This window comes from Odoribacter sp. (genome assembly GCF_985060555.1).
The window spans coordinates 54,044-70,813 of record NZ_CFKYFN010000036.1 but is presented as its reverse complement, the minus strand read 5'-3'; the positions used below and the strand labels follow the sequence as shown (position 1 = coordinate 70,813).

The window sequence follows — 16,770 nt, the reverse complement described above, 5'->3', positions numbered from 1 at the left end:
TCATATCCCGTTATCCCAGTAAGAAAAAAAATAACAATAAATGGGGATTTTTTTTCTCTGACAGCTTTACAAACTTTGCGATCTCAAATTAAATTTTAATAAAAACATGAAAACACTATGGGCAATCATTCTGATTTTTGTTTTGACTGATAATCTGACCGGTCAAAACACAAGAAAGAATACATTCCCCATCCGGATTACAGTGTGCGATTCTATCAATCATGAACCCCTTTTTTTGGCGACAATCAGCTTAACACAGGATAATCATAAAATCATTGCAGGAAGTAGCGACGCACAAGGCGAATATTTATTCCCCTCCGTTCAGACAGGAGTCTATAAATTGAAAGTCAGTTTTATCGGTTATAAAACTTATACCGACACCATCCGGATTACAGGTGATTTTTCCCTGCATATTCTGCTGGCTCCCGATCAGGTTGTCATGCAGGAAGTTATCGTCACCGCCCGGGAGTCTCATGGTATGACTTCCTCCTCGATAATCGACCGCAAAGCCATGGAACATCTTCAACCTTCCAGTTTCAGCGATCTTCTGGAATTGTTACCGGGGGGACGTTCAGCGGATCCGGCCCTAAATCAGGTAAACCCGATTCGGTTGCGGGAAGCCGGCGAAGGTTCTTCGAGTTCCGACTACGATGTCGCTTCCCGCGGTATCGCTTTTTTCATCAACGGTACACCGATCAATACCGGAGCCGATATGCTGTACGTCAGCGGTGAAGCAAGTACAGACGACCGGAAAAGAAGTACCGTAAACCGGGGAGTCGATATGCGCAGCATTTCTACCGATGGAATCGAACAAGTAGAAATCATCCGGGGTATTCCTTCGGTAGAATACGGAAATCTGACCAGCGGAATCGTAAAAATCAAACGTAAAATGGGAGGTAACCATTTCAATGCCAGATTCAAAGCAGATGAAAGCAGCAAATTGGTTTACCTGGGAAAAGGATTCGAATTTCCGAAACGGCAAATCAAAATCAACAGCGATATCGACTGGCTGGATGCCAAGGCAGACCCCCGGGACAATCTGGAAAACTACAAACGCCTGACCTTTTCCCTCCGGTTGGAAAAAACCTGGAAAACCGGTCCGTACAATGTCTTTTACAGTACTCACGCCGATTATAACGGTTCGTTCAATACCGAAAAAATCGACCCGGACATCAATCGTCATAAAGAAGACAGTTACAAATCCAGAATCAACCGGCTGTCCTGGATCAATAATATCGAATGGCAATCGGAAAACCAAACCGCATTTTTCAATTCCTTATCTTTTAATAGTTCTGTCAGCTTTTCCAAAGACAAGGTCGATGAGGTACGCTATAATTCTCTCAGCCGGGCTATGGCAGCCCCGAACAGCAATGAAGCAGGGGAACATGACGGCGTCTTTCTGCCCTTTCAATTCGTAGGTACTCAAAAAGTAGACAACCGTCCTTTCGGAGCCTATGTCCGGTTAACGGGTAATTTCAGGTTATTTATAGCCAAAACAAGACAGGAACTGAAAATAGGTACAGACTGGCAGATGGATAAAAATTTCGGAGAAGGACAACTTTACGATCCCCTGCGGCCGGTCAACTACACCTCCATCTCTACACGTCCCCGCCCCTATAACGACATACCGGCAGGACACGACCTATCCTTTTTTGCCGAGGATTATTTTACATTACCGGTCAGTACCCATACCTTGGAAATACAGGCTGGAGTCCGGGCTTCTTCCCTTCTGAATCTACCGAAAGCATATAAACTCCACAACAAATTTTATTTCGATCCACGTGTCAACATGAAATGGCTGTTTCCCGCTTTCTTCATCGGAGACCAGAAACTAAGCTACGAAATAGGAGGAGGGATCGGATGGCATTCCATGATGCCTTCTTTGACTCAATTGTATCCCAATCTGTTATATGAAGACATCATACAACTGAACTATTATCACAACAATCCGGCCTACAGACGTCTGCAGATGATCACTTACATCATCGACCGGACGAACCCCGATTTGTCGGCTGCCCGGAATTTCAAATGGGAAATCCGGGGGAATATAACATACGCTGAAAACAATCTCAGTGTCACCTATTTTAAAGAAAATATGACCTCCGGTTTCCGGACGGGAACCCGGCTGCTACCGCTGGCTTACAAAACATACGATAACAATTCCATCGATGCAACGACTTTAGACGGTCCCCCCGATCTAAGCCAGATGACTTATACACAAGATACCCTGATGTGTATATACGGCATCACGACCAATGGGACAAAACTCCGGAAAACAGGCGTCGAGTTTCAGTTTTCAAGTAAACGGATTCCGGCTTTGGCCACCCGGATCACCATTTCAGGAGCCTACTTCCGGACCGTCTATTCCAATAGTCAGGGTTACTATGAAAGCAGTACCAAGATCATCAACAACCGGCGGTTACCTTATGTCGGCTGGTACACCGATCCCGACGGATACATCAGAAAAAGCTTCAATACAAATTTTATGTTCGACACCCATATTCCCAACCTGAAACTAGGCTTTTCCCTGTCGGCACAATGCCTGTGGTTCAGCAATCAGCAAACGGAATGGAAAAGCGGGATTCCCGAATATTATATAGACAGTCAGGGCAATAGTTATCCTTATACCGAAGAATCCAGCCAGGATATGTATTTGCAATGGCTGAAAAAATCATACAATGAAGCCCTATTCGACCGGAGAATCAGCGAGGCTTTCAATGTCAATTTCAATCTGAAAGTCACAAAACAACTATATAGAGACCGGATCAATCTGGCGCTTTTTGTCAACCGCCTGATCAGCTGTCATCCCGATTATACCTCCAATGGAGTAAAGGTCAGACAGATCGGTCAATCTCCTTATTTTGGTATGGAACTAAATTTTAACATTTAATATTATGAAATCTAAGTACAATCTATTTCAGGCCATTTTATTGGCATTTATCATTCCTTTCACATTCACAGCCTGCGATGATGATGATAAAGCAGTCCCCGAAAGTCAGGTAAGCTGGACGCTGTCACTACCGGAAGATATCGAAAACCCGACCCTATCGGATCTGAAGGTAACCATCACCAACATCAACACCAACACCCAATACGATGGCAGTGTCAGTATGAACGAACAAACCGTCACCGTCACGGCAACCGTCCCGGAAGGTTTATACCGAGTTATTGCAGAGGGAAAAGTCAGCTACTCGATCAGTGGTATCCAGACTCCGACAGTTGCCAATATCCGTGCTTATCAGGAATCGGTAACCATCAGCGGAACGACAGTGACCCTGCCCGCACAGGTCATGTCTTTCTATACCCCCTCTACCAACGGTTTCGTCATTGAAGAGATCTATTTCGCCGGTAGTACGACTCCGTCCGGAGACCAATACAGCGCAGACCAATACATCAAAATTTACAACAACTCTTCAGAAGTACTGTATGCCGACGGTCTGGCAATTCTGGAATCGGAATTTATGACCGTAGACAAGCAAGATTATACCCCGGATATTATGGAACAAGGGTTCTCTGTAGACTTCATTTTCGTCATTCCGGGTTCCGGTCAGGATCATCCTGTACAGCCGGGCGAATCCCTGCTATTGGCCCTGGATGCCAGCAATCATACAGAAGCCAATCCCAACTCATTCGATCTGAGTGTTGCAGACTTCGAATTTTATGACGAATCTTCGAACCCCAACTTTCTGGATACAGATAATCCGAAAGTACCCAACCTGGACAAATGGTATTCTTACACAGCTACTTACACCGGCTTACACAACCGGGGATTCCATAGCTATGCCTTAGCCAAAATGGAAACAGACAAAGAAACTTTCCTGGCAAAATATGCCTATACAGCCAATTACACATTCGTTTTTAACGAATATTCATTTCCCATGAAAAAAGAAACCTATTACGTCCCCAATTCCTGGATCATCGATGCCGTCAATCTAAGTGTAGAATCCAAATTCCAGTGGATCGTCACCTCTTCTTCCCTGGATGCCGGCTGGACACACTGTGGTAGCATAGATCACGATCCCAATCGGTACAACAAATCCGTACGGCGGAAAGTCGAATCGACAGTTAACGGACGCAAAATATTACAAGACACCAACAATTCGACAGTAGACTTCGAAGCCGATGCGACCCCGTCTCTGAAAGAATAAACAAATATCCATGAAAAGGAACGGTTATCTATTCATCATATTGTTTTTGTATACGACACCGATCTTAGGAATAGGAAAAGACAACCCGGACAGCCTCCAAGCCGTCCGGGAATGTCTTTCCCCTCTGTTCGCCTTCGGAGAAAAGTCATATGCCAATCCGGCCTTACAACCCTATGCCCGGCAATTCAGTCTCTCTTCTCTCCGGTTAAGCGGAGAATACAAAAATGAAAAGGAAGCCGTTATCGTACAACAAGGGAGCGGATACCGGCAAGGAGTATTCCGGGCCGAAAGTTACCTCCACCTGAATCCCCGAACCACTGTCTGGGGGCATGCCGGATACCGGTCCGGAAAAATCAAATCGGTTTGCTGGAACGAAACTTCCGATTTCGAACTGCTGTACCCATACATTATGGCCGACACAGCCGGAGGCGACCTGAATACCGAATCCTATACATTCTGCGGAGGCTACTCGCGGATCTATAAACACTTTTCCTGGGGACTCAGCGGAGACTACCGGGCAATGATCGAATACCGGAAAACCGATCCCCGGCCGCGCAATATTGTTTCCGATCTGAAATTGTCGGGAGGTGCTGCCTGGCAGGTCCATACCCGATACCTCATCGGAGCCGCGGTTTACGGAAGGATTTACCGTCAACGGAACAGTATCAAATTCTTTTCGGACCTGGGCGTATCCAAAGTGTATCAAATGCTGGGATTAGGTATGTATAGTACCCGGTTTTCAGACGGAAATACAGGAATACAATACGACGGAGGAAGCATCGGAGGAGGTATCGACCTCGTTCCGCACGACCGGCAAGGCTTTTACGGCAGTGTCCATTTTCACAAGCTGAACATCAAACGAACCATGCTGGCTCACAATTACCTGCCATTGACCCGATTGAACGAAAACAGCATCCAGGGCACCTGGGGATGGAAACGGTCTGCCCCGGGACATCAGCAGGGCATCCAACTGGAAGGGCTGTACCATAAACGAAAAGGTACTGAATTTGTCTACGGAGAAGGCAGTAGTAGCAATTATCCGAAAATCAACGATTTGGAACAATACAGCAATAAAATATATGCCTTGTTGTTAAACGGAATATGGGGCTGGGGAAATGAACAGCAGGATATACTATGGGTAGAGCCACGGATCGGTTTCCGCTCTGTCAGCACAGGGTATCTGTCCCCCTCCCTTTCCCTGAAAGATTCCAAATATCAGGGAGGTCTGTCCGTTTCATCCCTGCTCATGCTCAGAAAATCATTGTTCCGGATTTCCATAGCGGGAGACTATTTCGGAACGACAACCAGCCATTTGGATATCGACCGCTTAAGTTCCGAAGAACTGATCAAAAATGCCGTCCGGCAACAATATGAAAACCTGAAAAGCGATTTCAGCCGCTACGAACTGTCCATCGTATGGAACCGTCCGTTAAACCATACGTTCACTTTATCCACAGACATCGGCTGGCAACATTGCAGGTTCCGGAATCACAATTATTCTGACCGGATCACGGTCGGCTGCAGTCTTAAATTCTAATTCAATTCAATATGCAGGATAATATCATAGAATGCCAAAACCTGACTCACTACTATGGGAAACGGCTGATATACGAAAATTTAAGTTTTCAGGTTCCCCGGGGTCGTATCCTGGGTTTACTGGGTAAGAACGGAACCGGTAAAACCACAACGATCAATATTCTCAGCGGATATTTACAGCCCCATTCCGGAGAATGCCGGATATTCGGGGAAAATATCCGGAACATGAATCCGCAGACCCGGCAGCGGATGGCTTTGCTGATCGAAGGGCACGTACAATACACATTTATGACGATCAAAGAAATCGAACGGTTTTATTCCGCCTTCTTTCCGGCTTGGAATAAAGATGCCTACTACGAACTGATGCACAAACTGAAAGTCGCTCCCGGACAAAAAATCTCACGGATGTCCTGTGGCCAGCGTTCACAGGTAGCTTTAGGACTAATCCTCGCTCAAAATGCAGAATTACTCGTTCTGGACGACTTCTCGCTCGGTTTGGATCCCGGTTATCGCCGGCTGTTTATCGAATACCTGAAAGAATACGCTAAAGCCGAATCGAAAACCATTTTCCTGACTTCCCATATCATCCAGGATATGGAACGTCTGATCGACGATTGTATCATCATGGATTACGGAAAAATTCTGATTCAAAAACCGGTAAACGACTTACTGAACACCTTCACCCGTTACCGCTTTACAACCGGGAGCGGAGAAGTACAATTACCGGCGGATTCCCAACTCTACAATACCTCCGTAATCCGCGGACATGCCGAGACCTATTCTTTTCAGGATATGGAATATGTCAAACAGTGGCTGGAACAAAACGGAATCCCACACACTTCTTTATCCGCTGAAAAAATGAATCTGGAAGACGTTTTTATCGGGTTAACCGGAAAATATTGAATTTATGAAAAAAGCAATTTTTTACAAAGAATGGATCAAAACACGCCGTTACTTTCCTATCGCTTTAACCGTATCGGTCATATTCATCATTTACGCCCTGCTTGGAGTACAACGAGTGATCAATTTCAGGGGAGTAGCCCATTTATGGGAAATCCTGTTGAGCAGGGATGTCGTTTTTATCGAAACTTTGACCTATATCCCCCTATTGGCAGGACTCTTGCTTGCCATTGTCCAATTTGTACCCGAAATGCAGCAAAAACGGTTAAAGCTGACTCTGCATCTTCCATATCCTCAAAACCGGATGCTAATGCTGATGCTGATTGCCGGTCTGAGTGAACTGATCGTCATTTATCTTATCAACTACCTCATCCTGTATGTTTATCTTCAAAATATACTGGCTCCGGAACTAACCGACCGCATCCTGCTGACCTCGCTTCCCTGGTATATTGGCGGTATTACTGCCTATTCCCTGACAAGCTGGATTTGCCTCGAACCGACCTGGAAACGGAAGATTCTCAACTTTTTTATCAGTTGCGGTATTATACGGATTTTTTTCCTCTCGAATGTTCCTCAGGCATATGACGGATTTATATGGATCCTGCTTCTTTTTACCGGTTTCACATTCATATTGCCCTGGCTATCTGTCACACGCTTTAAAGCCGGAAAACAAGACTGATCATCATTAAAAAATAAAATCAATGGCACGCTATAGCAAAATATTTTTCGTTTTTATCATCCTTGTCTTATCCCTTTGGCTCATTCCCTGGTTTTACCATTTCATGACCGCCCAGCCAATACGCAATCCTTTCACTCTATACAGCTGCATCATCGATGATTTTGCCTGTCTCGACTACAGTGAAAACAAAGGGGTACAATACAAAGACCGGAACGGACATCTTTATTCCGATCGTCAGTTCGACAGCATATTGCCTTTCTTTTATTACCATCAGCTCGCTTCCGACGGCCGCCTGCCGGACAGCCTGAACGGAATAAAACTAACTCCGCAAAAAATAGGATTGACCAATTTCATTTTCAGACAATCCGCTTCGGACATAAATAAAACGGTTCCCCGCTTATATCCGCTATTGGAAGCAATGTCCGGACGGGTAGACCTGCAAATGCCGGGAGACGTATTCCGGCTAAACGACCGGATCGAATTTATAGATATGGCAACCAACACCATACTGGAAAAGAAAAGTGAAATCTTTACCCAGGCAATGAAAAAGAAAGACTTTCGTTTTCCGGTCCGGTGTATCGGAGGCAATCCCACTGTGAAAAAGGAGTACGATGAAGGATATTTTCTAACCGATTCGGATCACCGGCTTTTTCATCTGAAACAATTGCGCGGACGTCCTTATTTTCGTCCGATCCCCTTACCCAAGGGAATCGAAATCACACATATTTTCGTAAAAGAATATCCGAACCGTAAATTTTATGCCCTACTGACAGATCAGGAAAATAATCTTTGGGCATTATCCAATCCGGATTATCAGCTATATCCCCTACCGATAGGAAAATACGATCCCCGGCAGGACGATATACAAATTATCGGAGATCTTTTCAACTGGACCGTCAGCATCGACAAAAAAGACGGAGAACATATTTTCGCTCTCGACGCAACGGATTATTCTTTGGTCGATACCCTGACTTATCCGCAACAAAGCAGCATGGCCTCAAAAATCGGACATTACTTTTTCCCGGCAGAGCTGTCTTTTGCCTCGTATGACGACCAATATGTCTATCCCCGGTTAGGAAACTATTCGGTCAAAGCCCTTTGGGTACCTATTCTGCTTATCCTGCTATTCTTAGGCAAGTACTATAAGAAAAAAACAGTTCATTGAAACCGTGACCGCTTTCTCCCGTCCCCTGCTTCTCAACGGGAGAAAGCCGGTTTTATCACTAAAATAGAAAAATAGGTAAACGAATGCCCCAATATTTCTTCCCGCACAGAAGAGTAATATTCCTGTCCTGTTCCCACTTGTTCGAAATAATAATAGTGTAATTCAGGATGCCGGGCTATAAAAGGACGCAATACCGCCTCGCCCAAAGGAACTTTCATGATAACGAGTGTACGCTTGCCAACTATAGTTTCCAGCAGTTCTTCGACAATCACATCCCCGGGAATCACCAACAGTCGTTCCTGCTGTTTTACCAAATGCAATCCGACAGATGCCCCGGCAGCAATAAAAGCAGGTACACCGGCGATCATCGCAACCGGAAAACCGGCCTGCGCAAGCTGCCCGTACATATAATGAGCAGAAGAATAAAAACAAGCGTCCCCTTCAGCTGTAATCCCTACTGATTTTCCTGATCTGACCAATTCCAATACCTCTCCGCAAACCCGGTCATAAGCACACAAAGCTTCCTGCCGATCCCGGGACATCGGCACCTGAAATAGACGAATTTTAGTTTCATCGACCTCCAATTGCCGAAGAATATCCAAAGCCCGGGATTTCATCCGCCCTTCGCCGGATTTCGTCCCCGGACAAAAAATAACATCCACGGCATTCAAAGCCTTCAACGCTTTTAAAGTAATCAATTCCGGATCTCCCGGTCCCAGCGATATTCCAAAAATCTTACCTGTATTTTCCATACTATCATATCTCTGCTTTATCCTCCGGCAAAAGTCATAAAAAAAAACAAAACAGTCAAAATAAAACTCAAATCTCTCATCATTTTACCCACTCCGGACACGTTTTTTCAGAAACAAATATTCTGAAAAATACGGATTATCGGATTTCTCTTCTACTAGTCAAAAATCTTCTATTTGCTGGCTGGAGGAAATAAGTACCCCCTTACTGCGACTTCTGACGATCTCTTTGACTTCAGGAGTCATTTCTTTGGCATGCCGCATAATAAAGGAATGAGCCACATCACCCGCAATCTGGGGACAAAGATGTAAAGCCGAAAGTTTATCGAACCATACATTGAAATACTGAGCCGGTTCCCCGGAAAAGTCTTTCAATTCCTGAGCGATTTTCTCATTCCAATAGGAAATTTCGTACGTTTTGTAACGATAGACCTTATTATAAATCATAGAGTCATTCTTGGGTAATATCTCATCGAAGATATTAAAGTCTTCGGGAATTTCACTCTGATCCTGGGGATTCAGCAAAGCATGATACACCGGATAATAGAAATAGGATACAGCCAAAGGTACTTTCACCTGCAGTTTGAACAAATCTGCAAAATCCCGGTCATAACCGGATGAATCAGCTTTCAAAAAATCTTCAATCAATCCATCATTATAGCCGACAATCGTATCCAGCAACTCTTTAAATTCAGCCGGAGTATAGATAAATAACTCTTCCGTAGAGGGGAACCATTGATTCTCGTAATAATGTATCATCATGCGAGTCTCTTTATTGATGCCTTCAGGAAATACAACCGACCCATATTCGCCATTTTTTATTTTGGCTGCATCCATTTCAACCCTGAGTTTCATGCCGGGTGCCAGATACAAAGGAAAAGCGGCTTTCCCATTCATCAGGCGCACATAAGTCCCTTCATCCAACTCCAAACATGCAGAAAATCTGCCGGCCGAATCAAGCTCCGCTTTAACTAAAGAATCCCGGCCGGAAATCTCAAAATATATTTTATTTCCCTTGTAATTTGTCAGCTTACCGTTTACCGTAACCTTTTGCTTTACATCCGGATTGCATGCCCCAAGACATGCAATCCATAAAATAATGACTATATATCTCATTCTTCCTCAACCAAACTGAAAATATACTGAATTTTTGCATCCCACATCAGGGCTTGGGGGTCGTCCTTGAAAAAATCATATATTTCCATAAAAAAGTCAACCGGTGCATAATCGAATACGGTTACTTCCAATGTTTTTTCATCTTCCAATATCCTGAAACCGACCTGAGCTTTCCTTTCGTTGACTGTACTGGCAGAAAAACTGACATTGACTTTGCTCATCTCGATCAAAGAATACACGACACGGGTTGACAAACCTGTACGTACAGTTGTATCACACACATAGACCAATTCACAATCCCTGAAATAATTTTTCATATCACCGGTAACATGAAGTTTCAATTTATTTTCATCCCCGGCAATAAACTCCAGGGTATCTGTCAGCAGATTATTCGTCGGCATATGGGTAAAATCACTGGCTGATACAAGACCTTCATAATCTTCTTTAAGTCCTTCAAAACTATCACAGCTCTTAAAAGCCCATTTACCGAATAACTTACCTACGGTTGTCGGACCATACACTTTTATGGTTGTCTTTCCATAATTTCCCAGCATAAATTTCTCTCCCGGATTGTCCAGTTCCAAGACCAATTCATCCTTTCCGTTTTCCTGTTTCAAAAAATTCAGTTTAACAGAAGCATTCTTCTTGCCGGCCGGAATAACAAATTCCGTCACATTACCTTCAACATCAAAATTTTCTCCTTTCACCGCCGTCGAAGCCGGACTTATTGTAAAAGGAAGATGAATATCTTCGGTAGCAATGTACGCCAAACCATCCGGAGTTTTCAATTCGGCCTCAATAGTTACTTCTCCGGCCAGCACATGGTAATCCGTTACAAAAGAATAGACAATCTTATCTTTTGTTTCTACCGTAATAGTCGTAATTTTCACTTTCCCCAATTCAAATCCCCCTACAGCATTTAATTCCAGCTGGATCTGCATATCCGGCGTATAATTGTCTTTCGGAGTAATCACGATCTGAGCTTTTGTTTCCCCTGCCTTCAGATTAAACTCCTTAGCCGAAATCGTGTAATCGATTCCTTCCCGTGCAGTCCCTGAGATAGTAAAACTTACGGATGTATTCTGTGTAGCAGCAGCCGATGCCTGCAATTCAACGACTAAAGATGCGTCTGCACTTAATGTATAAACAGATTGGGCAAACGACAAAGCAGGCGGATTCACATCGTCATTGTCATCACTACAAGACATCAGGGTTCCCAGTAACACAAACCATGATAATAAAAAAACGATTCTTTTCATAAGTTCAGATTTTTAGTAAAAATTATTGACCTTTAATTGCATTCTTATATTCTTCCCGTTTTGAATCAATCAATGCCCTCTCTTCGGGAGTCAAGGGAACAGGTTTGGGCATGACATAAGCCTTTGTCGACGTTTTCCGATAGGGAGGTACTTCATTCTCTTCAGCACATCCACAACAAAACAATACGATAAACAGTATCCAAAAACAAATCTTCGCTTTCATATTTTTCTGTATTAATTATTCATAACCCGGATTCTGTTGCATACCCGGAACCAACTCCAGGTCATTCCGATGTATGGGAGCTGTATACATAAACTTCTGACACACATATTTTTGTCCGTCTTTTGCAACCCAAAATTCAGGACGTCCATTCCGCTTTAACTCAAACCAACGATCACCTTCCATAAACAACTCTTTCTGTCTTTCATTCATAATAGCAGCCATCAGTCTGGTAAGAGGTTTTCCGGTCGCATCAACCCGGATCAAAGCGTCCGGATTCACTTCCGGCAGATTTTCCAGCGTATACGGGATATAGGGAGTGATGCGGTGAGATCGTAACAGATTCAAATATTTCAGGGCATTTTCTGTATCCGAAAGCTGAGCATAAGATTCCGCCAGCATCAACACCATTTCGGCACACCTTACCCGTCCGCGTAATACTTTTGTCTCTTCCCGCTTTTTATTAAATGAAAGGGCATAGCGAATATCAGCTTCTTTCTCGGTAAACAAATCGATAAAAGACTTATTTACAGGACGATAAGGGATTGCAGAACTTACCTGAGTCTCACTATTATCCGCTCCCTGAAAAACATAAGAACGAATGAAAACATTCGATTGGGTAGTCGCTTTATCTTGTATCATCTTCACATAATCGTCACCCTGAAGCAGTGGAAAATCCTTTAATAACTCTTCAGCCAAAGGAATCACATTTTCCCAATCCTGTGCCCAGAAATATAGTTTTGCCAGATAGGCTTTAGCCACTTCTGTCTTAAACCGGTAGATATCCTTTTTCATATTGAAACCAATGGCCCTCTTCAAGTCATCCCGGATAAATTCCACCGTCTTTTCCATAGAGGAACGGTCCGTCAGTGCTTCCATGTCAAAATTACTGACCAGAGGAATACCCAACTGGGTCTTTGCCATTGCTTTATCATAAGGTTCACAAAACCATCGTAAAAGATTATAATAACATACCCCTCTCAATGCATAAGAAGTTGCCAGAATATCCTTACCGAGTTCCGTATCCTGATCTTTCATATTTTCGATAATCAGATTACAATTCCGTATTTTCTCATAGAGTTCCCGATATACATTCTGGTAACCGTTCAAACGAGGAGCTACATACAAATCCAACTGGCCACCTTCAGGATAAATAGTCAAGCTGGCATCCAGATTATCGGCATAACTCTCATAATCCAGTACAGAACGGCTATTCCCAATGATAATCCGGTCTGTACCGTAGTCTATGTCATTCAAGATGCTATGCAACAAGGCCGAAAATTCCTCCGGAGTCTTCGGGATTGTCTCTCCGTACGGTTTAAGGTCCAGATAACTATTACAGGAGAAACATACCCCCAATAGCATCAGCATTATTCTCATTTTCAGATTTTTCATACACATATCATTAAAATCCAACATTCAAACCAATAGTCACAGACCGGGAAACCGGATAAGTAGCTCCCGGGACCTCCGGGTCTATTCCGGAATATTTCGTTATGGTGAAAAAATTATTCAATGTCAGGTTCAGTGCGGCAGAAGAGAAATTTATCCGTTCTAATACTCTTTGCGGCAAACTATAAGACAAGGCAATGGTATTGATCCGCAGATAGGAAATATCTTCCAGTAAAGCTCCCCTTGTAATCGTAGTTAAGGTGGGATTAGTCAGGTCTAATCCCAATTTTTTTCCATAAGCATCTATTAAACGGGGATATTTCACTCCCGTCCTATTTTCCGGAGTCCATCGGTTACGAACCTCACGTTTTACATTCAGATGATTTCTGTACAAGTCATTATGGGGAGTCGGGATAGATTCCAACTTACTTCCACTGAGCAATTCATATCCAGCCGGAGATTCTATATTATCCACCATCTTTGCCTTTACTGAATAACTTCCGCCTACACTCAGCCCGATATTTTTATAAGAAAAGTTCAAATTAAATCCACCGGTAAAAGGAGCTACCGAAGTCCCCAGATAATAATAGTAATTATTAGGCTCACGTAAATATCCGTCTTTATTCGTCACAGCATCCGGACGAAGCTTAAATTTATACATCCCGGTTTCAGGGTCTATTCCTTCATATTTCCCGGAAAAGACGGCTCCCATAGGATAACCTACATATTTATCCAAAGCCAGCGAAGTATTAGGTGAATTATATTTTTTCAGTTTGTTTTGATTCCAGGCAACATTGGCCGATACCGACAAATTATAATCCTTACTTTTAAGAACTGCTACCGATAATGAAAATTCAACTCCATTATTCTGCAATACAGAGGTATTATACGACTGGTTAAAAAATCCGGTAGTTACCGGAACATATTCACTGGTCACACAATCTTTACTTTTCCGCCAGTAAGCTTCAACAATACCGTTAATCCGGTCTTTCCACAATCCGAAATCCAAAGCCACTTTCACATCCCTGGTCTTTTCCCATCTCAATTTCGGATTCGGTGCATTGTTAATATACCCCATGCGGTAATTCTCATCGTCGGATATCCGGAAATTTTTATAATACTTCATCATCAGGTTGGGTTTCACCGTCTTATTGATATTTCCGGTATAACCGGTAGCAACCCGCAATGACAGCCGGCTTAATACCGGACGAACAACTTCCATAAATGTTTCTTCACTCACATGCCAGACAGCACCTGCCGACCAGGTCGGATTAAACTGTTCATCACTACCGAAATTATTAGATCCGTCTGTTCGGAACGATACATTCAAAACATACCGGTCAAACAAAGAATAATCCAACGCTCCATAAAAAGAAGCAAAACGATTTTCTTCTATTTCCTGTCCTGACAATTGATCCATTGCATTGGCATAAGACACCAGATCCGAATATTTAAAACCTTCTCCATTACCAGGATCTTTAGGAACCGGCATAGCTGAATTACCGGTCACAGGGTCATATCCGTAACGTTTTTCAAAAATACCTTCGGCTTTCTCGCCACGAATCTCAGCACCTGCCAAAACAGAAAAACGGTGTATTTCCCTGTAGACATCGGAATAACTCAATTGACCGCGCAGACTGTAACTTGAATTGTTGGTATTGGATTGCGATATCGAAGAATACGTCCGCGAACTATTCCCCTGGGTATCGAAATACAAACGGTCAACAAACGCAGCGTAAGTATCTTTCCCTTTATAATTATCGCTTTTATTGTTCGTAAAAGAATAAGAAGCCAAACCCGAAAATTTGAGCTGCTTAAAAAAAGAATAATCGAGGTTAAAACGGGACGTTATTGAAAAATTATCAGTTTTACTTTCAGTTTCATTCATCTCCCTCAACATATTAAAACCATTGGGAGGGATAGTGGGATCATAACTCCCGTTCACTTTGGGTAATTTGTAATAAGTGTAATCTGCACGATATGAGCCATCTTCATTAAAAGGACGTTCGTACGGATTTGCAAAATAAGCATAACTGAATGGATCTGTTGATGGTCCTGTAGAATTTTGCATAGCCATATCGAATCCCAGTTGGAAATGCAAATGTTTGTTCGGATTAGCATCTATTTTACCACTTAAGTTATAGCGGTCGTAATCTGTTTTTTTTACGGCACCGTTATCTTTTGAATAACCGAAAGATACATAATATGTATTTTTCTCACTTCCTCCTGAAAATGATAAATAATGATTGGTAGACACCGCTGTCCGGAATAACAAATCAATCCAGTCGGTATTCACAGAAGCCAGCTCTTGAATATATGCCTCTTGTTCAGTGACACTCATATCCCTGAACTCTTCTTTTCCCGAACGGATCATACCGACAATCCCCACTACAGGATAACGATCTCCCCCGGCATATCCCTCTGCCGCAAATTCATCCCACAACTCCTGTTCCCATTCCAATTTCTCCCGGGAATTCATAAGCTCCGGGTCGCGTCCGGGTTTCATCACCATCGAAACATTCATAGAATAATTCACTGCCATCTTTCCCGATTTTCCGGTCTTGGTCGTAACAACAATCACTCCTCCGGCAGCCCTGGAACCATAAATAGCCGCTGCTGCCGCATCCTTCAGAATCGTTACATTCTCTATATCATTGGGATTGATACCGGCAACTCCATTGGTAAAAATATCGCTGAAATCTCCGGCCTTGATCTGTCCTGTAGAAATAAGAGGAATATTTTTTTGCAAGGGAACCCCATCCACGACCCATAAAGGCTCTGCATTCCCCGTGATGGTATTAGTTCCCCTGATCCGTATTTTGGCAGATTCTCCCGGACGTCCGGAGCGGGCTTGTACACTGACTCCGGCAATCTGTCCCTGCAACAGCTTATCCATCGTCGGCAAAGCTTTATTCTCAAACACTTTTTTATCCACAACAGCTACCGATCCGGTTGCCCTCCACTTGGCCGTCTGTGTATATCCGGTACTGACAATCACTTCCTCCAACTCGCTGATATGCGGACGCATCACAACATTCAACTCATTCATCTGCGGAGAAATCTTAATCTCCTGAGTCTCCATTCCGATAAAGGAAATTTGCAGGACTTCAGTTTCTCCGGGTAAATCCAGCGTAAAACTTCCGTCTATCGCCGTAGAAACCCCTATCAAAGTCCCTTTGATCAACACAGTAACCCCCGGTATAGGTTCTCCATTTTCATCTCTCACCGTCCCCCGGAGTGTCCGGAAACGAGGTTGTTCTACCCTATTTTCCTGAAGGATAATGATATTATCCTGAATCCTGAAATTCAATCCTGTTCCCTTCAACACCTTTTCCATCACTGTTTCCAGAGGTAAATTTTTTACTTCCAAAGTAATTCTACCCACATTTCTGGTAAACTTTTCGTTATACATAAAATTGTATCCCGACTGTTTTCTGATCTCTTCCAAAACCTTGACAAAAGGGACATCCGATACTTTCAGGGAAATCAGATCCTGTTGCTGTCCCAAAGCATATCCCGGGGACAAAACCACAAACATCAGCCATCCGCAGATAACCGCAACTCTATTTTTTTTACCCATTTTGAGAAAAATAAAATTATACACTT

At 43.3% G+C, this 16,770-nt stretch carries 12 protein-coding genes; 6 read left to right on the top strand and 6 right to left on the bottom strand.

The genetic code is table 11. The features are described 5' to 3' along the window. The first annotated feature begins 106 nt into the window (after positions 1-106). From AC5RDS_RS04600 to AC5RDS_RS04575, 6 genes are read left to right on the top strand one after another with little or no spacing between them, the layout of a single operon-like run. Positions 107-2,890, top strand: coding sequence for a TonB-dependent receptor (locus tag AC5RDS_RS04600; RefSeq protein ID WP_195305515.1), 2,784 nt, complete (start codon positions 107-109; stop codon positions 2,888-2,890). Positions 2,891-2,894: 4 nt separating this feature from the next. Continuing rightward, positions 2,895-4,148, top strand: coding sequence for a DUF4876 domain-containing protein (locus tag AC5RDS_RS04595; RefSeq protein ID WP_046451038.1), 1,254 nt, complete (start codon positions 2,895-2,897; stop codon positions 4,146-4,148). Positions 4,149-4,158: 10 nt separating this feature from the next. Beyond that, positions 4,159-5,685, top strand: coding sequence for a DUF6850 family outer membrane beta-barrel protein (locus AC5RDS_RS04590; RefSeq protein WP_087394958.1), 1,527 nt, complete (start codon positions 4,159-4,161; stop codon positions 5,683-5,685). An 11-nt stretch (positions 5,686-5,696) separates the two neighbouring features. Then, the gene (locus tag AC5RDS_RS04585; RefSeq protein WP_013612584.1) at positions 5,697-6,587 is read left to right on the top strand and encodes an ABC transporter ATP-binding protein; all 891 of its coding nucleotides are present in this window, start codon (positions 5,697-5,699) and stop codon (positions 6,585-6,587) included. Between the two features lie 4 nt (positions 6,588-6,591). Further along, the gene (locus AC5RDS_RS04580) at positions 6,592-7,263 is read left to right on the top strand and encodes a hypothetical protein (protein WP_195203501.1); all 672 of its coding nucleotides are present in this window, start codon (positions 6,592-6,594) and stop codon (positions 7,261-7,263) included. A 22-nt stretch (positions 7,264-7,285) separates the two neighbouring features. Continuing rightward, the gene (locus tag AC5RDS_RS04575) at positions 7,286-8,428 is read left to right on the top strand and encodes a DUF4857 domain-containing protein (protein WP_013612586.1); all 1,143 of its coding nucleotides are present in this window, start codon (positions 7,286-7,288) and stop codon (positions 8,426-8,428) included. A gap of 32 nt (positions 8,429-8,460) precedes the next feature. Here AC5RDS_RS04575 and AC5RDS_RS04570 read toward each other — a convergent pair whose 3' ends face one another. From AC5RDS_RS04570 to AC5RDS_RS04545, 6 genes are all read right to left on the bottom strand, one after another. Then, positions 8,461-9,180, bottom strand: coding sequence for a precorrin-2 C(20)-methyltransferase (locus tag AC5RDS_RS04570; RefSeq protein WP_113028473.1), 720 nt, complete (start codon positions 9,178-9,180; stop codon positions 8,461-8,463). 159 nt (positions 9,181-9,339) lie between these two features. Beyond that, the gene (locus tag AC5RDS_RS04565) at positions 9,340-10,293 is read right to left on the bottom strand and encodes a DUF4369 domain-containing protein (RefSeq protein ID WP_022160271.1); all 954 of its coding nucleotides are present in this window, start codon (positions 10,291-10,293) and stop codon (positions 9,340-9,342) included. Next, positions 10,290-11,552, bottom strand: coding sequence for a hypothetical protein (locus AC5RDS_RS04560; RefSeq protein ID WP_022160270.1), 1,263 nt, complete (start codon positions 11,550-11,552; stop codon positions 10,290-10,292). The genes AC5RDS_RS04565 and AC5RDS_RS04560 overlap by 4 nt, the downstream gene beginning before the upstream one ends. Positions 11,553-11,574: 22 nt before the next feature. Beyond that, positions 11,575-11,775 (bottom strand): hypothetical protein, encoded by a 201-nt coding sequence (locus tag AC5RDS_RS04555; protein ID WP_013612590.1) that lies wholly within the window; start codon positions 11,773-11,775, stop codon positions 11,575-11,577. A gap of 15 nt (positions 11,776-11,790) precedes the next feature. Then, positions 11,791-13,167, bottom strand: coding sequence for a RagB/SusD family nutrient uptake outer membrane protein (locus AC5RDS_RS04550; protein WP_041557372.1), 1,377 nt, complete (start codon positions 13,165-13,167; stop codon positions 11,791-11,793). Between the two features lie 10 nt (positions 13,168-13,177). Then, a complete protein-coding gene (locus AC5RDS_RS04545) occupies positions 13,178-16,744 on the bottom strand; it encodes a SusC/RagA family TonB-linked outer membrane protein (RefSeq protein ID WP_013612592.1) in 3,567 nt (1,188 codons plus the stop codon). Between the last annotated feature and the right edge of the window lie 26 nt (positions 16,745-16,770).